The organism is Novosphingobium sp. AP12, assembly GCF_000281975.1.
Taxonomy (GTDB): domain Bacteria; phylum Pseudomonadota; class Alphaproteobacteria; order Sphingomonadales; family Sphingomonadaceae; genus Novosphingobium.
Genome location: NZ_AKKE01000009.1, coordinates 189,924 through 211,822, shown reverse-complemented (window position 1 = coordinate 211,822; position 21,899 = coordinate 189,924). Strand labels below are relative to the sequence as shown.

At 66.8% G+C, this 21,899-nt stretch carries 15 protein-coding genes; 5 read left to right on the top strand and 10 right to left on the bottom strand.

Features of this window, described 5'->3' with window-relative positions:
* Positions 1-3: 3 nt before the first annotated feature.
* Entirely contained in the window at positions 4-2,319 is a 2,316-nt protein-coding gene (locus tag PMI02_RS01855; RefSeq protein WP_007677877.1) for a TonB-dependent receptor, read from the bottom strand.
* 314 nt (positions 2,320-2,633) lie between these two features.
* Between PMI02_RS01855 and PMI02_RS25700 the strand changes: the two genes are divergently transcribed.
* From PMI02_RS25700 to PMI02_RS01835, 4 genes are all read left to right on the top strand, one after another.
* A complete protein-coding gene (locus PMI02_RS25700) occupies positions 2,634-3,182 on the top strand; it encodes a TetR/AcrR family transcriptional regulator (RefSeq protein ID WP_007677875.1) in 549 nt (182 codons plus the stop codon).
* A gap of 84 nt (positions 3,183-3,266) precedes the next feature.
* Positions 3,267-5,405, top strand: coding sequence for a molybdopterin-dependent oxidoreductase (locus PMI02_RS01845; protein ID WP_007677873.1), 2,139 nt, complete (start codon positions 3,267-3,269; stop codon positions 5,403-5,405).
* Positions 5,406-5,544: 139 nt separating this feature from the next.
* Positions 5,545-8,181, top strand: coding sequence for a hypothetical protein (locus PMI02_RS01840; protein WP_007677870.1), 2,637 nt, complete (start codon positions 5,545-5,547; stop codon positions 8,179-8,181).
* Positions 8,182-8,278: 97 nt separating this feature from the next.
* Positions 8,279-9,175, top strand: coding sequence for a pirin family protein (locus tag PMI02_RS01835; protein WP_007677869.1), 897 nt, complete (start codon positions 8,279-8,281; stop codon positions 9,173-9,175).
* Between the two features lie 3 nt (positions 9,176-9,178).
* On the opposite strand, the gene PMI02_RS01830 is transcribed toward PMI02_RS01835, so the two are convergent.
* Together PMI02_RS01830 and PMI02_RS01825 are read right to left on the bottom strand one after the other, a co-directional pair.
* Positions 9,179-9,982 (bottom strand): hypothetical protein, encoded by an 804-nt coding sequence (locus tag PMI02_RS01830; protein ID WP_007677867.1) that lies wholly within the window; start codon positions 9,980-9,982, stop codon positions 9,179-9,181.
* Positions 9,982-12,531, bottom strand: coding sequence for a TonB-dependent receptor (locus PMI02_RS01825; protein WP_007677865.1), 2,550 nt, complete (start codon positions 12,529-12,531; stop codon positions 9,982-9,984). Before PMI02_RS01825 ends, PMI02_RS01830 begins: the two co-directional genes overlap by 1 nt.
* 262 nt (positions 12,532-12,793) lie before the next feature.
* On the opposite strand from PMI02_RS01825, the gene PMI02_RS01820 reads away from it, so the two are divergent.
* Positions 12,794-14,329, top strand: a complete 1,536-nt coding sequence (locus PMI02_RS01820) for an MDR family MFS transporter (RefSeq protein WP_007677863.1) — start codon at positions 12,794-12,796, stop codon at positions 14,327-14,329.
* 6 nt (positions 14,330-14,335) lie between these two features.
* Here the strand turns inward: PMI02_RS01820 and PMI02_RS27655 are convergent, their stop codons facing one another.
* The 7 genes from PMI02_RS27655 to PMI02_RS01800 all read right to left on the bottom strand — a co-directional run bounded on the left by PMI02_RS27655 (position 14,336) and on the right by PMI02_RS01800 (position 21,610).
* Positions 14,336-14,755, bottom strand: coding sequence for an HlyD family efflux transporter periplasmic adaptor subunit (locus PMI02_RS27655; protein WP_202948590.1), 420 nt, complete (start codon positions 14,753-14,755; stop codon positions 14,336-14,338).
* 155 nt (positions 14,756-14,910) lie between these two features.
* A complete protein-coding gene (locus PMI02_RS27650) occupies positions 14,911-15,525 on the bottom strand; it encodes a biotin/lipoyl-binding protein (RefSeq protein WP_007677857.1) in 615 nt (204 codons plus the stop codon).
* Entirely contained in the window at positions 15,515-15,685 is a 171-nt protein-coding gene (locus PMI02_RS27645) for a hypothetical protein (protein WP_007677852.1), read from the bottom strand. The genes PMI02_RS27650 and PMI02_RS27645 overlap by 11 nt, the downstream gene beginning before the upstream one ends.
* Before the next feature lie 18 nt (positions 15,686-15,703).
* Positions 15,704-16,231, bottom strand: coding sequence for an ATP-binding cassette domain-containing protein (locus PMI02_RS27805; RefSeq protein WP_007677850.1), 528 nt, complete (start codon positions 16,229-16,231; stop codon positions 15,704-15,706).
* Entirely contained in the window at positions 16,183-17,682 is a 1,500-nt protein-coding gene (locus PMI02_RS01810) for an ABC transporter transmembrane domain-containing protein (protein ID WP_007677846.1), read from the bottom strand. Before PMI02_RS01810 ends, PMI02_RS27805 begins: the two co-directional genes overlap by 49 nt.
* Complete coding sequence (locus PMI02_RS01805) at positions 17,679-18,923, bottom strand: TolC family protein (RefSeq protein ID WP_157222319.1); 1,245 nt, start codon at positions 18,921-18,923, stop codon at positions 17,679-17,681. The genes PMI02_RS01810 and PMI02_RS01805 overlap by 4 nt, the downstream gene beginning before the upstream one ends.
* Positions 18,920-21,610, bottom strand: coding sequence for an Ig-like domain-containing protein (locus PMI02_RS01800; protein WP_202948589.1), 2,691 nt, complete (start codon positions 21,608-21,610; stop codon positions 18,920-18,922). Before PMI02_RS01800 ends, PMI02_RS01805 begins: the two co-directional genes overlap by 4 nt.
* Positions 21,611-21,899: the final 289 nt, after the last annotated feature.

Genomic DNA, 21,899 nt, shown 5'->3' with positions numbered 1-21,899 from the left:
GCCTTAGAACTTGCCCGAGATCGAGCCGCCGATGACGCGCGGTTCGTTGAACACCGCCGCCATGTAGTTCTCGATCACGCCCTTGAGGTTCTTCTCATTGGTGATGTTGCGCGCGAAGGCGGCGATCTCGTACTGGCCGCCGGCAGCAGTGTAGCCGATCTTCAGGCCGCCCTCGAAGTCATCCTTCGAATTGAACTCCGCCGTCTTGTAGAGGACGAAGTTGGTGTAGCCCTGCACCATCCAGTCGGTCGCCGCGAACAGCGAGTCGCCGTTGCCCAGCGGCACGTCGTAGCGCGCCGTGACGTTGGCGGTGTACTTCGGCGCGTTGGGCAGCGGGTTGCCGTCGATCTGCGCGAAGACGCCGCGGCCCGCCACGGTGATGGTCGGGTCCTGCACCGTGCAGACGACCACGCCGTTGAGGGCGCAGACCTGCGCGTAGACGTTCTTGTCCTTGATCTCCGTGTGCAGCAGGCTGACGCCCGCCGTCAGCGTGAGGTTGGGGATCGGGCGCGCTTCCAGCTCGGCTTCCATGCCGTAGGCCTTGGCCTTGTCGGCGTTGAACAGCACGCCGTTGCCATCGCTGTCGTTGCCGTTGAGCTGGATGTCCTTCACCCGGTAGGCGAAGCCCGACAGGTTGAAACGCACGCGGTTGTCGAACAGTTGGGTCTTGATGCCGGCCTCGCCCGAGAGAATCGTTTCGGAATCCGCCGTGGTGAAGTCCGAGTTGAACACCGCCGAACGGCCCTGGATGGTCGGGCCACGGAAGCCGGTGGCGACGCGGGCGTAGAGGCTGACCTCGGGGCTGGCTTCATAAAGGACGCTGACGTCCCAGCTCGGCTTCTCGTCCGAGAGGCGCACGTAGCGACGGCCGCGATAGGTCACCACGCCTGCGGCGGTGTCTGCGGTCTTGAGCAGGCGGGTCTTCTTGGTGTCGTTGGTGTAACGGCCACCGGCGGTCACCGTCAGGCCTGGCGCGAGTTCGTAGCTCGCCTGGCCGAAGAAGGCCCAGCTGGTGTTCTCGTTGCGCAGGCGCACCCAGTTGTTGGGGTTGTTGGCGGGCGGGTTGAGGAAGAACGCGCGCTGGTAGAAGTCGGTGATGTTGCGTTCCTCGAACCACATGGCGCCGACCTGCCACTTGAAGCGGGTGTCGCCGTTGCTCGACAGGCGCACCTCCTGCGTGATCTGGTCGAGATCGCGCACATTGCCCTGCGACTGGCCGAAGCCGTTGGCCACGCCGTTCACCGGATAGTCGGCGCCCGCGCCGCCGTCGGTGTCGCCGCGGCTGTAGCCCTTGGTCGTCTCCCACGCCGAGATCGAGGTCAGCGTGACCGGGCCGAAGTCGAGCGCGATGCGGTTCGATGCGCCGTAAGTGTCGTAGCCCTGCGGGTTGTCGTGCGCCTCGTCGAGGGCGATCTTGTCGCGCGGCTCGGCACTGACGTCGTTGGAGCCCTTGGTGAACGCGGCGCGGTGGAAGATCGTCGAGGTGCCGTCGTAGCTACGGGCATGGAAGCTGGTCAGCATCGAAAAGTTGCTGTCCACCGGAGCGAGCAGCAGCTGAACGCGGGCGTCACGCTCCTCGAAGCCGCCCATGGCGTTCTTCTTGGGCGAGACGGTGCCGTCGGCGCTGGGGCCGCTGTAGACGTTGTCCACCCAGTCGTCGCGGCGCTGGTAGAGGCCCGAGACGCGGATCGCCAGCTTGTCCTGGATGATCGGGCCGCCGATGCCGGCATCGACGTTCACCGAATTGTACTCGCCGTAGCTGGCATTGGCGCGGCCGGTCCAGCGGTCGACGGTCGGCTTGACGGTGTCGACCTTGATGATGCCCGCCGTGGTGTTGCGGCCGAACAGCGAGCCCTGCGGTCCGCGCAGCACTTCCACCTGGTCCATGTCGTAGACCGGGTTCGACTTCAGCACGACGTGCTCGAGCACGACGTCGTCCTGGATGATCGACACCGGCTGCGACGCGCCGAGGTAGAAGTCGATGTTGCCGAGGCCGCGGATGTAGAAGCGCGGGAAGATGCGGCCCGTGGTCGTCTCGGCATAGAGGCCCGGGACGCGGCCCGAGAGCGAGAGGATGTCGTCGCCGCTGGCCTGGAAATTGCGCAGCTGGTCACCGCTGACGACGCCGACGGAAACCGGAACCCGCTGGAGGTTCTCGGTGCGGCGTTCTGCGGTCACGACGATGTCGCCGAGGCCTTCGCTCGGTTCGTCCGCTGCCGTTGCGGCGGCGTCCTGCGCGAAGGCATGCGCCGGCAGCAGCAGCGCGCCAAGGCAGCACGTCAGGTTGAGAATGGTCTTGGCAGGAATGTTCATGGACATGTCGTATCCCCTCATGATCGACTATGGCCCCGGCGGTTAGGACCCGGCGATGACAGCGGTATGACTTAAATTTCGCTGGCCCGGCAGTTGGTCGCAAATGGCATCCACTGTTTGGGAAGGAGGGGTTTGGTTGATGAAGTACATGCGCGGCGCCACCTTCCTTGAAGGAAAGCACGGGCGCGGTCTCGACGATGGGAAAGAACCTGCGCGAACGTAGCAGGCGGCGGCGATGTAGGAAAACGATCGCCCGGCGGTTCTCCTCGCCCGCCATAGCCTGTAGCGAGGGGCAAAGGCAGGGAAGCGCGGGGGACGGCATGGACGTGAAGAAGGAGCCCAAGCGGCGCGATCCGGTCAAGACGCGGGCGCGGATACTTGCCGCCGCCTACGACAGGTTCGCCCGCCACGGCTTCGCCAACACCGGCATCCGCGACATTGCCAGGGAGGCGGACGTCGCCTCCTCGCTGATCCTGCGCTACTTCGACACCAAGGCGAACCTGTTCCACGACGCGCTGGTCTACGGCATCTTCAACGAGAGCCTGTTCACGCGCGAGAAGGCCCGTTTCGGCGAGCGCATGGCGAAGATGATCTGCGAGACCAGCGAGGCGCGGCTGACCTCGCTCATGGTCATGGCGCTGGCCGACCCTGAATCGCGCGAGGTGGCGAGCCGCGTGCTGTTGCGGCAGGTCATCGAGCCGCTTGCCGAATGGCTTGGTCCACCCAATGCCCAAGCGCGCGCGATGAACCTCTACGGGCTGATGAGCGGCTTCGTGATCCAGGTTCGCATGCTGGATGACCGTCACATCGCCCCCGCATCGGTGAAGTGGCTGGCGAAGGCGATGCAGGACATCGTCGACGAGGCCTGACCTCAAGCCCCTTGCCAGCGCGCTGCCCCTGTGTCCTAATAGAACGAACGATCACTTAGAGGATCGCGGACACAGGAGAGAGTCGTGGCCATCAAGCCCATCGCGTTCGACCCCGCGGAAGCGCAGCCGATCCCCATGCAAATGGAGGAAGGCGACGTCGTCGAACTGAAGCGGACGTACTGCAAGGTCTGCATGACCAACTGCGGCATCGTCGCCGAGGTGGCCAACGACTCCAAGATCCTCAAGGTCAAGGCCGACCGCGAGCACCCGATCACCAAGGGCTACAGCTGCCCCAAGGGCAGGGCGACCGGCCAGCTCCACCACCTCGACCGGCCGATCACGCGCCCGATGATGCGCAAGGGCGATGAACTCGTGGAGGTCAGCTGGGACGAGGCCCTAGACGATGTCGGCGCCCGGCTGCGCAAGGTCGTGGACGAGCACGGGCCGCACTCGGTGGGCATGTATTTCGGCAGCGGGCTGGGACTCGATTCCTCGGGCTACACGATGGAGGACGCGCTCTGGGCGGCGCTCGACCATGGGCCCAAGTTCACGCCGCTGACCAACGACGGCACCGCCAAGGTCATGATGTCAGGCGCGATGGGGCGCTTCTACGGGCTCAATCCCAAGACCGACTACGACGAGTGCCAGATGGTGATATACGTCGGCACCAACCCGATGGTCAGCCACGCCCACAACACCGGCATGTACCAGCCCGGCATGTGGCTCAAGACAATCAACAGGCGCGGCGGCGAGATCTGGGTGATCGACCCGGTCCGCACCGAGACCGCCGACTTCGCCAAGGGGCACATCGCGACCTATCCCGGCAAGGACTACGCCGCGCTCGCCTGGATCGTGCGCGAGATCATCGAGGGCGGGCCGCTCGACCCGAAGCAGCCGATCAACGACCTCGAGCCCTTGCGCGAACTGCTGAAGGACCACACCCGCGCCAAGGCCGCTGAGATCGCCGGCGTGCCCGAGCAGCAGCTGCAGGACCTGCTCGACGCGATCCGCCGCCGCAAGATCGTCGCGATCGAGACCGGCACCGGGGTGGGCATGTCGCCAGGGTGCAACCTGACGGTGTGGATGTGCTGGCTCATCATGATCCTGACCGGCTCGATGAACGCGAAGGGGGGGCTCTGGATGCACCCCGGCGTGCTGTTCCCGTTCGACAAGTTCGTCGACCACCTGCCGCTCCTCGACAGCGCCTTCACGCGCGGCTCGCACGTCCGCCCGGACGTGAAGGGCGTGCTGGGCGACTGGCCCTGCGCGGTGCTGCCGCAGGAGATCGAACAGGGCTACATGCACGCCTTCTTCAACTTCGGCGGCCACCTGCTGCGCTCGTTCCCGGACGCGAATGCCATCCGGGGGGCGCTGCCCAAGCTCGATCTGCACGTCAGCATGGAGATTACCCACAACGAGGTCAGCGGCTACTGCACCCACATCCTGCCGACGAAATCCACGGTCGAACGCAACGAGTTCACCCGCTGGGACACGCTGAACTGGAACGTCTCGCTGCAATATGCGCCGCGTCTGGTGAAACCCACGGGGGAGCGGCGCTCGGCCTGGTGGGTGATCGCCGAGATCATGCGCCGCGCCGGGCTCCCGGTCGCGGACCATGTGCCCGACATCGACAGCGACGAGAACGACGACTTCATGCAGGGCACCCACCTCGCGATGGCGCGCTGCACCTGGGACGAACTGAAGGAAAAGCGCGTCGTCGAATACCCGCGCGAACTGCCGGCGGCCTGGGTCGACCGCCACTTCGAGCGCGCGGGCGGATGGCAGCTCATGCCCGCTGAGATCGTCGCGCAGTGGAACCACTTCCTTGCGCAGGACGAGGCGAATGCGGGCAAGCCCAAGCCGCTGGTCTATTCCTCGCGCCGCCAGCGCCGCAAGTTCAACGCGCAGATGAGCTTCCTGGGCGAGATCGCCGACTGTCTCATCAACCCCGAAACGGCGGCGGAGCACGGCATCGAGGACGGGCAGAAGATGCGCGTCTCCAACAAGTCGGGCGAGATCGTGGTGACGGCCAAGCTCGACCCGACGATCCTGCGCGGCGTCTGCTCGATCCCGCACGGCCACCAGGACGCCAACATCAACAACCTGACCTGCACCGACGACATGGACTGGCTGGGCGGCATGGCCTACTTCAGCGGCGTGCCGATCGAGATCGAACCGGTGCTGCAGGATCAGGAGCAGGCGCTGGGCGTCGCGGCGGAGTAGCCTGCCTGCCGGATCGCCCCGCGCAGGCTCATGGAAAACCCTGATTGTCCCGGCTTTGCGGAAGGCCAATTCTCCGGCTCGACCGCCAGGGGCCGGCGCTGCGCCCGCCACCTCGTGAGGTTCGGCTGGGAGCACGGGCATGAGGCATTGGATCTTGCGGACCACGGCGGCGATCGCGGCGCTCTGCACTGCAACTCAGGTCTCGCCGGCCGCGAAGCCGGCGGCGTCAGCCACGCCGGCAGCAAAGTCCGCCATGCCCGTCGCGGCGGACCGCAAGGTCATCGACGCAAGGGCCTGGCCGAGGTCCTACAAGGTCGATGGCGTCGAATTCTCGCTCAACCGGCCGCAGCTCGATTCCTGGGAAGGCAACGTGCTCAAGGGGCGCACCGTCATGGCCGTGAAGACCGGCGAAACGAAGGGCGCGGACGGTAAGACGATACCCCAGCAGACTTACGGCGTACTGTGGATCAAGGCCCGCACCGAGACCGACAAGGACGCCCGCGAAGTCGTGCTTCAGGATATCGTGGTGGAGCGCTCCAGCTTCCCGACCGGGAAGGACAAGGAGGCGGCATGGACGGCGCTGGCCAGAAAGTCGCTGCCGACCACCGAACTGGTCGCCAGCCTCGACGCCGTCGAAGCCTCGCTCGCGATCACCGACGCCATGACGGAAACGCCGCAGGTGCCGGTGAACAACACCCCGCCCGAGATCATCGTGTCGCTGGAGCCCGCGGTTCTGGTGCCGATCGACGGCGACCCGGTCTGGCGGCCGAGCGGCGTGGCGGGGGTGGAGCATGTGCTCAACAGCCGCGCGCCGATCCTGCGCTACCAGAACAAGCTCTACGTCGGGCGCGCCGGGAAGTGGGCGACCTCGGCGAAGCTGGACAGCGGCTGGGTCCGCGCCGACGCCGTTCCCGGGCCGGTCTCGCAGGCGATGACGCAGCTCGTCGCCGAGCAGAAGCGTCCTCAGACCCAGGCCCAAGGCGGCGAGCCGGCGGCGACCAAGTTCCCGGTCATCTATGTCCGCACGAAGCCGGCCGAACTGATCGTGGTCGATGGCGACCCCAAGTTCGAGGATATCGACGGCACCCAGCTCAGCTACGTCATCAACACGCCCGCTGACCTGTTCCTCGACAGCGGCAACAACTGGTACGTGCTAGTCTCCGGGCGGTGGTTCACCGGCCCTTCCGCCAAGGGGCCCTGGACCTGGGTATCGCCGGACAAGCTGCCGGCCGATTTCAGCAAGATCCCCAGCGACGGCCCCAAGGGCGCGGTGCTCGCCTCGATCGCGGGGACGCCGGAAGCCAAGGAGTCCCTCGTCGCCAACTCGGTCCCGCAGACCGCGACCGTGAACCGCAAGTCGGCCAGCTTCACCGCGCTCTATGACGGCACGCCGCAGTTCGAGCCCATCTCCGGCACGACGCTGGCCTCCGCGAAGAATTCGCCGACGCCGATCTTCCGCATCAGCGCCGACAGCTACTTCGCGCTCGACAAGGGCGTGTGGTTCGCGTCGAACACGCCCACGGGTCCCTGGACCGTGGCGACGACGGTTCCGGCGGTGATCTATTCGATCCCGGCCTCCTCGCCGTTGCACTACGTCACTTACGTGCAGGTCTATGGATCGACGGCGGAGGAAGTCTACGTCGGCTATACGCCGGGTTACTACGGCACGGTCGCGAGCAACGGAGTGGTCGTCTACGGCACCGGCTATCCGTGCAACGCCTGGGTAGGCGAGGCCTATTACGGCTGCCCGACGACGTATGGCTACGGGGCCGCGTTCGGCTTCACCATGGCGCTCGGCTGGGGGCTGGCGTTCGGCTATGGCTGGTACGATCCGTGGTACTATCCCTACTGGGGGCCGTGGTATTATCCGGGCTACTATCCCGGTTACTGGGGCGGAGCGGGCTATGCCTACGGCAACGTCTATGGCCGCTGGGGATCGAGCGTGGTCGCCGGCACCGGCGCGGCCTGGGCCAATTCGTGGACCGGCAACTACGGCCGGGGCTTCCGCGGCGGCTACTACAACACCGCCACCGGAGGGCGCGGCTACGGCTATGCCGGGCGCAACACCAACATCTACACCGGCAACAGCGTCGCTGCCGCAGGGGGGATCCGCTACAATCCACAGACCGGTCGAGTCGTCGCCGGGCGCGGAGGAGCGGCAGGCAACATCTATACCGGCAACGGCATCGCGGGAGGGACCAGCACAGCGGTCAATGCCAACACCGGCCGCGTGACGCAGTCGGGCGGCGTGGCCACGCGCACCGGGCAGGGCGCGACGGCGGCCGGCGCCTTCAACAGCGCGGGACGCGGCGGCGATGCGCAGGGGGCGGGGTATATCCACTACGACCGCGATACCGGCGACATCTCCCACGGCGGCGCGGTGGATGTGAACGGCAACATCTACGCGGGCAAGGACGGCCACGTGTACAAGCACGACGACAGCGGGTGGCATTCCATGACAGGCCAGGACGGCGCGGGCGGCGGCCTCGTCGGACCGCGCGACAACGCCACCAAGCCGGCTCGCCCGGGCGCCGGCGGAGCGGGGACGGCCTCGACCAAGCCCATGCAGGGCCCCGGCCTCGGTGACGGACTGGGCTCCAACACCAGCGGCCTCGACCGTGACCGCGTGGCGCGGGACCGGGGCTTCGAGCGCGATTCAATGGGTGGGCGCGGCTTCGACCGGCCCGGCGCCTCGCGGCCCTCGTTCAATCGCGGCAACTACGGCGGCGGATTCTCCGGGCGCATGGGCGGCATGCGGGGAGGGTTCAGGCGCTAGGCTGCGATCGTCAAATGGATTGGCTTCTCGTCCCTTTCCTCTAGATTGGCTGGCGGTGGCTTCGATGGCCAACTCGCGATGACAAGAGGTTGAATCCATGATTGAAATGGTGATCGAGCAGCGCCGGCGCAGTCTTGGCGGAGGGCTCGACGTCGGGCGCGTCCTGCCGTTCGCCAAGCGCCGCATGGTCGGCCCGTTCGTATTCTTCGACCACATGGGCCCGCTCGACATGGCGGCGGGGGTGGACCGCAGCGTCGACGTGCGGCCGCACCCGCACATCGGCCTGTCGACCGTGACCTACCTGTTCTCGGGCGAGATCATGCACCGTGACAGCGTCGGCTCGCACCAGGCGATCCGGCCGCAGGAGGTCAACTGGATGACCGCCGGCAGCGGCATCACCCATAGCGAGCGCTTCGAAAAGGCCCGCGCGGAGGGCGACCACCTCCACGGCATCCAGGCCTGGGTCGCACTGCCCGACGGCGACGAGGAAACCGCGCCCTCGTTCTCCCACCACGCAGGCGCCGACCTGCCGCAGTGGAGCGAGAAGGGCCTCCACGGCCAGCTCATCGCCGGCAGCGCTTACGGCCTGACCGCCGGTGCGCGCACCCATTCGCCGCTGTTCTATGCGCATCTCGACCTCGACGCGGGTGCGCAGGCGGAAATCCCCGTCGGCCATGCCGAGCGCGCGGTCTACGTCGCCACCGGTGCGATAGAGATCGACGGACAGCGGCACGAGGCGGGGAACATGCTCGTGCTCGGCCCCGACGTGTCGCGCATGACGGCAGCCGAGCGCTCGACCGTGATGGTCTTGGGCGGCGAGCCGGTGGGCGAGCGGTTCCTCTACTGGAACTTCGTCTCGTCCTCGAAGGACCGCCTGCGCCAGGCCGCCGCCGACTGGCAGGCCGGGCGCATGAAGCTGCCCGACGCGGACGACCAGGAGTTCATCCCGCTGCCGGAGGACCCGTTCCTCAAGCCGCCGCCGGCGATGTCGTGATGCTCAGGGCAGAGCGGAAACCTCGCGGATCTCGCTTGCCACGACCTCGTTCGCGCCCCGGCCGATGGACCACAGGCGGCGCTTGACCTTGGGGTCCCAATCGATCGCCTGGCCCGGCGTGGCGAGGCCGATGGTGTCCACCAGTTCGAGCCGCGAGCCTGCCTCGGGCAACTTCATCGCATAGACCTCTGGGCGATCATGGCCGGTGGCGTAGATCAGCCCGTCGCCGCCCCAGCTGAGGCCCGAGCAGCTTTTGGGCGCCATGCGGGCCAGCACCGCTTCGGGGAAGGCCCAGCTGGCCTCGGCGCGGAACTGGTCGTCCATGCGGACCAGCACGGTATGGCGATAGTCACGGCCCGGCTCGCCGCCCTTGCCTTCGTAGTTGGCGAAGACCGCCCACCACTTGCCCTCATGGCGGTCCATCACCGTCAGCGAACCCGGTCCGAAGCCGAGGCTGGTGCTGCGGACATGCTTGAGCGTGCGGGTGTCGAATATCTCGACCGCGCTGGTCTGCGGCACCGCCGGGTAGTTGGAAGCGGCGCAGACCAGTTCGGTGCCGACCACGGTACAGCTGTTCATGTGGGGGTAGAGCCGGCGCTCGCCCTGCCACTGTGCGACCTTCTCGCCGGTGGCGATGCGGTATTTGCCGATGCGGTCGTTGTCGATCGCGTAGAGGTAAGTGCCGTCCGACGCCGCGCCCTGATGCGCTTCGGCGGCGTTCAGGCGCAGCGAAACCGGGGAGGGCGGCGGCGAGGGGGCGTCGCCAGCGACAGGCGCGGCCGCAAGCAGGAGCAGGGCGGCGACCATCACAGCTTCATCGACCCGCCGAGGTAGAACGTGCGGCCATAGCGCTCGTTCTGCGAGACCCAGTCGCGCACACCGCCCTGGTACTGGCGGGTGGGCTCGTCGGTCAGGTTCTGGGCTTCCACGAAGATGCGGAAGTTGTGCGTCAGGTCCACGCCGATCTTGGCGTCGAGGCGGCGCAGGTCGTCGTTGAAGTTGTCGGTCAGGCGCGTGTCACCCGCCGCGATCAGCGCGCGGCCGGTGTGGTGGTAGGCGACCGAGGCCTCGACCGGGCCCTTCTGGTAGAACAGCTGCGCGCCCCACAGCAGCTTCGACTGCTCGGGGAAGCCGATGCTGCCGCCGTCCGGCAGGCGCAGGCTGGCGTCGATCAGCGTCAGGTTGAGGTTGACGCCGAGGCCGGAGAGCAGGCCGGGCAGGAAGGTGAACTGCTGCTGGTAGCTCGCCTCGAGCCCGATGACGTCGCCCTTCTCGGCGTTCTGGGTTTGGCTGAAGTTGATGCGGTCGTAGTCCACCCCGCCGAAGCTGCCGCCATTGATGGTGTAGCTCTGCGTGAAGATCGGGTTGCGGATGAACTTGGCGAAGGCGCCCACGCTGAGAATGCCGCCGGGGGCGAAGTACCACTCCGCCGTCATGTCCAGCGCATCGGCGACGTAGGGCTTGAGCGCAGGGTTGCCGGTGCTGACGTTCAACTCACCGTCGCCCTCGGACGAAACCTCGCCGCCGGGCGAGAGGTCGGAATACTGCGGGCGTCCGACGCTGCGCGAATAGGCGACGCGGAACACGGTGTCGTCGCTCGGCGTCACGCGCACGATGAGGCTGGGGAGCCAGTCGGTGTAGTGGCGGTCGGCGCTGGCGGGGGTGACGGTGTCGCCTTCGAGCAGGTAGCCGGTGATGCCCAGTTCGGTGCGCTCGACGCGCAGGCCGCCGGTGACGGCGATGGAGCCGAAGTCGAGGTTGACCATACCGTAGCCGGCGAAGACGTTCTCATCGAGCGAGAAGTCTCCGAGGGTGTCGTTGGCCAGCGAGGTCGCGGTGTCGAGCACGAACTGCGGCCCGCCCAGCTTGCCTTGCGTGTAGGCGCGGATCAGGTCCTCGTCGATCGCCGGGCTCAGGAAGTATTCGTGGCCGCTCCCGAGATCGACGTTCACGTCGTCGCCCGCAAGGCCAGCGAGGGTGAAGCGGTTGGCGGCGGTGCCCCGGCCGTAGACCATGTTCGAGCTGTCGAAGCGCTTGTCCGTCCATCGCGCGTTGGCGCCCAGCTTCAAGAAGCTGTTCTCGCCGATCGAAGGCAGCTTGCCGGTGAGGTCGGCGCGGGCCTGCCATGTCTTCTCGAGGCCGTATTCGTCCTGCGCGCTGTACTGACGGAAACCCATGCCGGACGGTGCGAGGTAGCCGCCTGTCGGCACCGCGCTGAACAGCTTGTCGGTGAAGTCGACCGCCACCGGGCCGGGGTTGCCGCGGAACTGCCACAGCTCGTTCGGCTCGATCACCTCGTTGCGCGTATGGGCGGCGCCGAAGTCGAGTTTCCAGGTGTCGGCGAACTCGGTGCTGCCGCCCGCCATGAACGAGAGGACCGATTTTTCCTTGTACTCGGTGCGCAGGTCCGAACGCTGCTCGCTGGTGGATGCAAGGCCGGTCTCGCCGTTCGCGTCCCAGGCGATGTTCGAGAAGTCGAGCCGCAGGCGCTGGCGGTATTCGTCCTCGGTGAACTTCGAATAGACGCCGCGCACGTAAAGCTCGGTGCCGCCGCTGCGCCAGTCGAGCGAGCCGGCGGCGCCGATACGCTCGCGCTTCAGGCGGTAGTCGGTGTACTTGAGGTTGATCGGCACGGCCCCGCGCGCGGCGTTCTCATCCGGCGCCCAGTCGTCGGGGTAGATGCCGTAGCTGGTGTAGGTGCGGTCGGAATAGCTCGCACCCAGGAGGATGCCGAACTGCTCGTCCGCGCCGAAGCGGCCGCCCACCGTGATGTCGCCCTTGACGGGCTGGCTGCCCTTGCGCAGCTCCTGATAGCCCACCTGGGCATTGGCCTGGACCACGAAGGGCCGGTCGAAGTCGAATGCGGTCTGGGTGACGAGGTTGACGGTGGCGCCGATGCCCTGTCCGGTGAGGTCGGCGGTCTTGACCTTGGCGACCTCGACCCGGTTGAGCAGCTGGCCCGAGAGGATGTCGAGCGGGAGGGCGCGGGTGTTGCCGTCAGGGTTGCCGATCTCGAAGCCGTTGAGCGTGTAGCCGTTGAGCGAGGAGGGCACGCCGCGCACCGCCACGTAGCGGCCTTCGCCCTGATCGTACTGGACGCCGACGCCGGGCAGGCGCTCGACCGCCTCGGCCACGTTCTTGTCGGGCAGCTGGCCGATGTCGTCCGATGCCGTCACATCGACGAGGCCGAGCGAAGCGCGCTTCGCCTCGATCGAGCGCTGCTGCTGCGCGCGCTGCCCGGAAACGACGATCTCGCCGCCTTCCTCGTCCTGAGTATCGGTGACGGACTGGGCCTGCGCGGAAGCGGCAGCGGCCAGCGCGACCAGGCTGATGGAGCAGTAAAACAAACGGTTCATGGTGTGCGCCCTCATTGGTTGGAGGGGCGATTAGGTCGGCTGTGCTACGTTAATGTGTCACTCCGCCGGGGTCGTCGCAGCGGCCCGGGAGCCTCGCCAGGCGAGAAAACAGGCCAAAAGAACGGTTTCATTGCAGCCGCCCATGCCTATATGCATTCCATCGGCGCCAGCGAAGACGGGCGCCCGGTTTGGGAGAGGCCTTGTCGAGACCTCGAACCGGAAAACAGACCATGTACTTCCCAGCCCTTACCGGCGAGCCTCCATGCTGAGGCCACGGCGGCGCGGCATCGCCTCGGTCAATGCCGAAGTGCGCGACGGTATCGTCCCCGCCGGCGGATCGCTGGCGAAGACACAGGACGTGGGGCCGCCGGAATCGAGCGCCAACTACCGCCTCGTCGCGCTGATCATTGCCTCCGCGCTGTTCATGGAATTCGTCGACGCCACCGTGCTGGCGACCGCGCTGCCCACGATGGCGCGCGACTTCGGTGTCCGCCCGCAGGAAATGAGCGTCGCGCTGACGTCGTACCTGCTGGCACTGGCGATCTTCATCCCCGCCTCGGGCGTTCTGGCCGACCGCTTCGGATCGCGCACCGTGTTCCGCACCGCGATCGCGCTGTTCGTGGCGGGGAGCCTCGCCTGCGGACAGTCGCCGACGCTGGAGCTGATCGTCGTCTCGCGCTTCGTGCAGGGTATCGGCGGCGCCATGATGATCCCGGTCGGGCGCCTCGTGCTGCTGCGCTCGGTCGCCAAGCGCGACATGGTCAATGCGATGTCGTGGCTGCTGGTGCCGGCGCTGATCGGGCCGATCCTCGGGCCGCCGCTCGGCGGGTTCATCGTGACCTACCTGGACTGGCGCTGGATCTTCTACATCAACCTGCCGATGGGCGCGCTGGGCTTCTGGCTGGTCGGCCGCTACATCGCCAACATCCGCGAGGACGAGCCTGCGCGGTTCGACACGCTGGGCTTCATCCTCAGCGGCCTGTCGCTCGGCTGCCTGCTGTTCGGTTTCGAAATGGTGAGCCGGCCCGGCGAAGGCGCGTTGGCCGCCGTGCTGGTGGCGATCGGCGTGGTGGCCGGGGTGTTCTACATCCGCCACGCGCGCGGCCGTTCGGGCGCGATTCTCGACCTCGCGCTACTCAAGGACGAGACGTTCCGCCTGGCCGTGATCGCCGGTTCGATCACCCGCATCACTCAAGGCGCGCAGCCGTTCCTGTTGCCGCTGATGATGCAGGTGGGCCTCGGCTTCTCGGCGGCGCGCAGCGGCACGATCACCGTGGCGACCGCAATTGGCTCGCTGGCCATGAAGGGGCTCGCCCAGCGCGTCCTGCGCCGCTTCGGCTTCCGCCGGGCACTCATCTGCAACGGCGTGATCGCGACGGCGGGCTATGCCATCTGCGGTTTCTTCGGCCCGAGCTGGCCGGTGTGGGCGATGTTTGGCGTGCTCACCGTATCGGGTTTCTTCATGTCGTTCCAGTTCACCGCCTACAACACGATCGCCTATGCCGGCGTGGACAAGAAGCACATGAGCAGCGCCACCGCGTTCTACTCGACGTTCCAGCAACTGATGCTCTCGCTCGGCATCTGCGTGGCGGCCATGGCGCTCCATCTGGCGATGTTGGCGAAGGGTCATTCGACGCCGGCACTGGGCGATTTCTCCGCCGCGTTCTGGGTGGTCACGGCGGTGTCCCTCACGGCGACATGGTGGAACCTGCGCTTCGCTCCCGACGCCGGGGCCGAGATCAGCGGCCACGCGGAGGATGAAGCGGACGGGCCCGAAGAGAAGCGCTCGGCCGCCTGACCACCCTCAATTCAACCGAGCCTTCATGATCGGGCGCAGCAGGTAGTTCAGCACGCTGCGCTTGTCGTTGAGGATGTCCACTTCCGCCACCATGCCGGGGATGATCGGCAGCGGCTTCCCCTCACGCATGAGGTGGGCGCCGTCGGTGCGGATGAGGACCTGATAGTACGATTCCTTGCCGTGCACCGTCTCCTCCTCCACGGTGTCTGCTCCGATGCGCTCGACCTTGCCGTTAAGGTCGCCGTAGATCGTGTAGTCGTAGGCGGTGATCTTCACCTTGGCGGGCATGCCGGGCACGATGAACGCGACGTCGCGCGGGCGGATGCGGGCTTCGATCAGCAGGCGGTCCTCCATCGGCGTGACCTCCATGATCGGCTCGCCCGGCTGCACCACGCCGCCGCGCGTGTTGATGAGCACCGTGTTCACCCGCCCGCGCACCGGCGAGCGGATTTCGGTGCGGCGCAGCTGGTCCCGCGCTGCTGGACGATCGGATCGAGCGCGCTCAGTTCCGCCTGCTTGTTCGCCAGCTCGGTATAGGCTTCCTGCGCGTAAGTGTTCTCAAGCTCGACCAGCTTGCCGTTCTAGGCGGCGATGTCCTGCCGCAGCTTGAGCGCTTCCATCTCGCTCACCAACTTGCGCGCCGCGAGGGGCTGGACGATGGCGAGCTGCCCCTGTGCGATCTGCATCTGCTGGTGCAGCGTGCGGCGCCCTTCCTCCCGCTTGCTGCGCCGCGAGACGAACAGTTCGCGCTCGGACCGGGCGACCGAACTGCCGGGCGGCACCTCGGGCGGGAAGGCGATCGCGCCCTTGCCCAGCACTTCGGCCTGAAGCCGCGCGATCGCGGCGGCCAGCACGATCGCCTGGTTCGCGGATTCGTCGTAGGAAGTCTGGAAATGCGTGCGGTCGAGCCGCACCAACGGCTGCCCTCGTCGCACCATGTCACCCTCCCGCACGAGCAGATCGCCAAGGATGCCGCCCTCCAGGCTCTGGATCTTCTGCATCCGACTGACCGGGACCACGCGCCCTTCGCCGCGCGTCACCTCGTCGATCCGCGCCAGCGCCGCCCAGGTCACGGCGACCACGATGCAGGCCAGCACCGCCCAGAGCAGGGGCCGGTAGAGCGGATGCGCGCTGGTCCGCAACGGATCGTCGAGTTCGCGGCGCAGCCCCTGTGCGGAAATGCCTTCAACCCCCATGCGCCGCTCCGGTTTCGTTGGCCGGCGCTCTGGGAGGCGCCTTCACCTGGTTGCCCGAGACCACGCCGTCTACCGGCCCGTCCATCACCACCGCCCCGTCGCGCATCACGACGATGCGCTGGACGAGGCTGAGCATGGTCCGCTTGTGGGTCGTGACCACCAGGGTCCGCTCGCCCAGTCATGCCTGGAGGCGGCCGACGACGTGCTCCTCGTTGGCCTGATCGAAGGAAGCGGTGGGCTCGTCGAGCAGGACGATCGGCGGGTCCTGCAGAATCACGCGGGCCAGCCCCACCGCCTGCCGCTGCCCGCCCGAAAGGCTGCGGCTGCCCAGCAGCGGCATGTCGAGCCCGAGCAGATTGGCCCGCACGAAACGGCCGAGCCCCACGTCATCGAGGGCGGCGGACATGTCTGCATCGTCGATCGCGCGCCCTTCGAGGTTCAGGTTCTCGCGCAAGGTGCCGTGCATCAAGGCGACGTCCTGCGGCAGGAAGCCGATCGCGGCGCGGCGGTCGGACGGATCGATTTGGGCGAGGTTCATGCCGTCCAGCACGATGCTCCCCAATGTCGCGTCGCCTAACCCCGACAATAGCCGCAGCATCGTGGACTTGCCCGCCCCGTTGCCGCCAAGGATCGCGACCTTCTCGCCCGCCCGGATGCTCAGCGCGGCGACGTTGACCACAGGCGGCCCGTCATCGCCGTAGCGCATGACGAGATCCTGCACCTCGAACCGGCCGCGCAGCCTTTCGGCGCGCACGAAGACCCGGTTTTCCGGCCGCTCGACCGGCGCGACCATGAGCTGGTCGAGTCCCTCCAGCGCGACGCGGGTGTGTTGCCAGCGCCGAGGATACCGGCGGCCTGGGTCATCGGCGCGATTGCGCGCGCGACCAGCAGCGAGCAGGCGACGAGCGCGCCGACCGTCATCGCGCCCTCGCTGATGCGGTAGACTCCGAAGGCGACGACGCCGACATAGCACAGCTGCTGCATCATCGCCGCGCCGTAGCTCAGCGCGCTTCCGAGCGAATGGGTGCGCTTGGCGGTCTCGGCGAGCTGTGCGGTCAGCGCTTCCCACAGCATCATCGCGCGCCCTTCGCCGCGCCCGGCCTTGATCGCCTCGAGGTTCTCGACCGCCTCGATCAGGATGCTGTTCTTGATCGCGCCTTCACGCAGGTTGCTTCGGGACAGTTCGGCCAGTCGGCGCTGCATGACGAGGCTGGGCAGGACCATCAGCAGAATTCCGGCGACGGGCACGACGACGATCCACCCGCCGATCAGCGCGATCACGGAGAGGAAGATCAGCGTGAACGGGAGGTCGCTGGCGATTGCCGCGCTGGACGAGGTGAAGAACTCGCACACGCCCTCGAACTCGCGGATCTGGCTGGTGAAAGCGCCGAGCGAGGCGGGGCGCGCCGATAGCCGCGTCTGCAGTACCCGCGCGAAAAGCTGGGTGGAAAGCGTGAGGTCCAGGCTCTTGCCCATCGTATCGAGCAGGTGCCCGCGCATGTGGCGCAGCAGCGCCTCGAACACGATGGCGAGCCCGCTCGCCAGCAGCCACAGCGTGTCGAATGCCGCGTTGGGCACCACGCGGTCATACACCTGCATCGCGAACAGGGCCGAGGCGATGGTGAGCAGGTTCGCCATCATCGCACCGAGCGCGACCTCGAAATAGGCGTTGCGATAGCGGCGTAGCGCCCCGAAGAACCAGTGCTGGCCGGTCGTCGCGGCCAGCGTGCCCCCGCGTTCTTCGGATTTGAAGCGGGTCTTGGCGAAGACCGTCATGCCGGAATGAAGAGCGGCGAGTTCGGCCAGCTGCATCTTCTGCACGCCGCCGTCGGCGCGGGGCAGGCGCAGCGTGGCGGTGTCGCCGTCGATCGCGGAGAGAACCACGCAGTCGCCGTCGTTCAGAACCAGCATCGCAGGCAGGAGATAGGCGGGGGTGGCAAGATCCGAGCGGCGGACCTGTGCCGCGATTTCCAGCCGCCGCATGGCGCGGGGCACAATCTCGGCCGGCAGCCGCCCTTCGACCAGCGGCAATCCGTCGCCCAGTTCGCTGGCGCTGGTGTGGCGCCCGAGCATGCAGGCGAGCAGGACGAGACCCTCGCGCAGAGGGTCCCGGTCCCGCACGGAGATGGGCCGCGAGGCATCAATGGTCGTGTTCAAGGCTGGTGTCCCCCAGTTCGATGAGGTCGGTCAGCTGGCCCAGCTGTGCCGCAATCTGGTACTGGATGCGGATGAGCAGGAGGTGCACCTCGTTGAGAGCGCCGCGCGTCGTAGTGTTCGCGCTGGATGGTGATGAGGTCGATGATGTCGCGCTTCCCGGCTTCGAACTGTTCGCGGTACAGGCCGCCCAGTTCACCCGCGCTCGAGACTTGCCGTTCCAGCGCCGCTTCCTGGTCGGCCAGTGCGGCTCCGTTGGTTGCCAGGTTGCGCAGACGGCGCTCGATATTGCGCCGGGCCGCGCCTTCCTTCCACTGCGCCGCGTCGACTCTCTGGCGGGCACCCTCCACCCGGTCGAAGCTGGAGAGGCCCTGCATCGGATTCATCCGCAGGCGAATGGCGAGGATCGCGTCGCTTTGCATCCGCCCCCCGATCTCGCGGCTGAGCGCGGTCGCCTCGAGATTGACGCGGGGCAGGATCGACGGGCGCGTCTCGCTATACTCCGCGCGCGCATGCTCGTCTTCCACCGCTTTGAGGTAAAGCGGCGCGGCATCGATCAGCGCATCGGTGTTTCCGCTGGCAAGGGCCATCATCGATCGAGGCGAGGGTTCGGCAAGGTCGCCCGGGGGAGTGCCCACCAGCGTCTCGAACTGGCTGGCCGCATCGGCGATAAGACCTTCGTCGCTTGCGAGGCGTTGCCGGGCACGCGCCAGCTCGAGCTGCGAGCGGTCGGGCTCGCTGCGATCCGCGTAGCCGCTCGTCGCGCGCAGCCCGGTCATCTGCGCGAAGTCTTCAAGCGTGGCAATCTGAGCGCGGTCGATTTCACGGTGCCGGCGCGCGAGGAGCAGGTCCAGGTAGGTTTCGATTATGTCCAGCGCCGCCTCGTCACGGGCCACCAGCCATTCGTCCTGCCGCTGCCTTTGTGTCGCGCGGGCGCCGCGCACCTGACTTCTGACCTGCCCCCAGTCGTGGACCATCTGCGCCGCCGTCACTTCATAAGCCCATTCGTCGGGCGAAATGTCCTGCGGGCCGCCCGACACGGAAACCGACGGCAGGTATCCTGCCTTGGCGACATCGACGTCCGTCCGGGCGGCCCTGACCTCGGAAGCGGCCGCCGCGATTTCGGGATGGCGCCCGATCCCCGTGGCGACGGCTTCCTCGATAGTCATTGCTGTCAGGTGGACTGGCCACGCGGCCAGCACCAAAACCGCCATCAGCTTCCACGCCCCTCGCGCTGCGGTCACACGACGACCTGGACGGCATTGTCCTCGACCAGCAGCGTATTGACGCCGAACGTGTAGACATCGAAAACGATTCCGTTGTGCAGCTGGGTCGTGCCGGTATCCACTGCGCCAGTCACGTTGAGCACGTCGTTGGTCTCACCCGTGATCTGGAGCACGTTGCCGACATCGGTGATGGCATCGACTTCCGGGGCGGTGAGCGTAAGGACGCTGCCGCCATCGCCCGTGCCCAGGTCGACCCTCTCGATGTTGGTCAGCGTGCCGACGCCGACTGCATTGTAGTCGAGGTCTATGCCGTTCGAGAGCAGCAGCGTATCGAAGCCGGCTCCCCCGTCTATCGTGGCGAAGTTGGGAGCGTTGATCTCGATCGTATCGTCGGCGTTGCTGGCCGACACATGGTCCCCGGCTCCGACATTGAGAATAAGATCGTTGCCGCTGCCACTGTTGATGTGTTCCACGCTACCATTCGCGCCGGACATCACATCGTCGCCGGTAGTGCCGTTCACTGCGACCTGACCAATGTTGAGCCATAGGCTGCCCGGCACGAGGTCGACCCCGTAGGACGCGCTTTCATGCCCGTGGCTGTTCGTCGCGACCAGGTTCAGCGACGTTTCCTCGCCGAAGTTGAGAAGATCGGCGACGTCAAGGCCGAGCTGGGACAGGATCGTGGGACTGAGCAGGTTCAGCGAGAAGTGGCCGGAGCTGTCGGCCGCGATCGGCAGCAGTTCGACATTGACCAGCGGCGTGATGACGCGGATCGCCAACGATGAATTGGGATCGGTCGTGCCGCTGATTCCAAGTCGCAGGTCCAGCAGATTGAGGCTTGCGTCGACGGCTAGATTGCCGATCGGCAGAGGCTGTTCGATGCCCGAGAGGATCGGCAAGGTCGCGACGTTGGTAGGGTTGCCCGCGGGATCCTCGCCCGTCACGGAAACCTGTGCCGCCAGCAATTGATCCCATGTCAGCCCGACGTCGAGACCAGCGAGCAGGTTCAGCGACGCGAGCCCGTTGTCGTCGGCGGTCAGCACCGCGTTCGCATTGGCCGCGCCGAGATCGATGTCGACATTCAGTTCCGATCCCGGCTCGGCGGAAATCGTAAGCACACTGTTTGTAAGCGACAGCTGCGGCGTTGCAGGCGGGGTGGTGTCGATGGTGAAGGCCACTGGGGCGGAAAGCGCGCCTGCCCCCACGCTGGCGGTGATGGCCGATGCGCCTTCGGGCAGCGGGCCTTGGCCGCCCGGTGGTTGGATGCTGAGGACCACGACGCCGAGGGCAATGTCGCCCGCGCTTAGAATGTGAATGGCTTCCGCCTCGTAGCCGTTCTGCCCGTCGAACTGGGCGGTGATCACTTGGCCGGCCTGCATCGTCGGTCGCAGGGATACTTCGACCTGAATGCCGTCGGCCGCCTCTGCGGCGTTGATCCAGCCTTCCAGGGCTTCGGGCAGGGCGATGGTCGGCGGCCCGATGTCCGGCGCGAGGATCGCCGCCGGTGTGCTCTGGTTTCCGGCGGCGTCGATCGCGACCGCGCTGATGGTCTCGCCGGCAACGAGCGGAGGGACTAACGGCAGCGCGAAAGCGCCGACCATGTTGACGTTCACGGTGATCGGATTGGCGGTGTCGTTGTCGATCACGATCGACAACTGGCTGTTGGGCTCAGCGAAACCGGTGAGCAGCGATCCGTCGGACGAAAGGGTCAGGAACGGACTGTTCGGCACGATCGTATCGATGGACGTGAACGCAGGAAGGCTCACATTGCCCACCGCGTCCTGCGCGACTGCGACCACGACCGTGGCATTGAGCAGAGGCTCCAGCGGCGTGAAGCTCCAGTTGCCGTTGGAATCCGCGGCCACCTCGGCGATCGTGCCGCCCAGGGCGTTGGTCAGGATGACCGTGGAGTCGGGTTCCGCCGTCCCTGTCAGCGTCGTGCCGTTGCTCGCAATGATGATCGGCGAGAGCGGGATGACCGAATCGACCACGGTGCTGACGGACAGGCTGTCGTTGCCCGCCGCGTCCACCGCGACCGCGTTGACGAGGAGACCGTTGGGCAATGGCACCGGCGGGGTGAAGCTCCAGTTGCCGTCATTATCGGTAGTCGTTTCGCCGATGCGATTACCCAGAATGTTGGTGAGCAGGATCGTGGCTCCTGCCTCCGCAGTGCCTGCCAGCGCAAGGCCGGTGGTCGGGTCGATGGTCGGTGTAAGGGGCGCGACGCCGTCGACGACGGTGTCCACCGGGCTGCTGACATTGCCGGCGGCGTCGACCGAGATCGCTCCCGCAGCCGGGGCGGAGAAGCCGGCGGTCGCGTCGATCGGCACATATGTGGCGGAAGACATCGCGCCGGAGCTGACCTCGCCAACCTCGGCGGTCACCAGTCCGTTTTCGTCCACCAGCAGCAGGTGCGATAGCTTGGACGGATCGACATAGAAGTTGGCGATGCGCACCATTTCGCCGGACTTGAGGTGAACCAGAAGGTCCGCCCCCTCGCGGCCGTAGCCTGCAACAGCGTCAGGCCCGACGTTGAGCGCAACATTGGTGCCGCGGGGACACTGACCGAACCCTCGACCGCCTGGATGGGAGCGGAGTTGATTCCGGCGGTATTCGGTGAAACCTTGGCTTCGACGGGCATTCTTGACCTCCCACGAATAGCGAACGCAATGCCTCCCGCGTGACCGGAGACGAGCGCGCTTCATCGTCCGGCTGCGGTGCCGGACGTCGCGATCATTGAAATCCCGCCTGCGGGAGGCCTGCGGGCGGGGAGGAGCCTGTATGTCCTCGTGCGCCCCTCAGGCTCGGCCGCTGCCGGGACCCTGGAGCAGTTGGATTAAGCGCATGGAGGGAATAGCCAATTCCGACTTCATCCGAATCCGATTGGATTGAGCGGGAACCAATTTCGCCCTCCGCTTAAGGGAAATCCCCCGTGCCAGCGGCACTCGATAACGGATGAAATTGATGCCTCGTCGGATTGCGGGGTGCGATTTC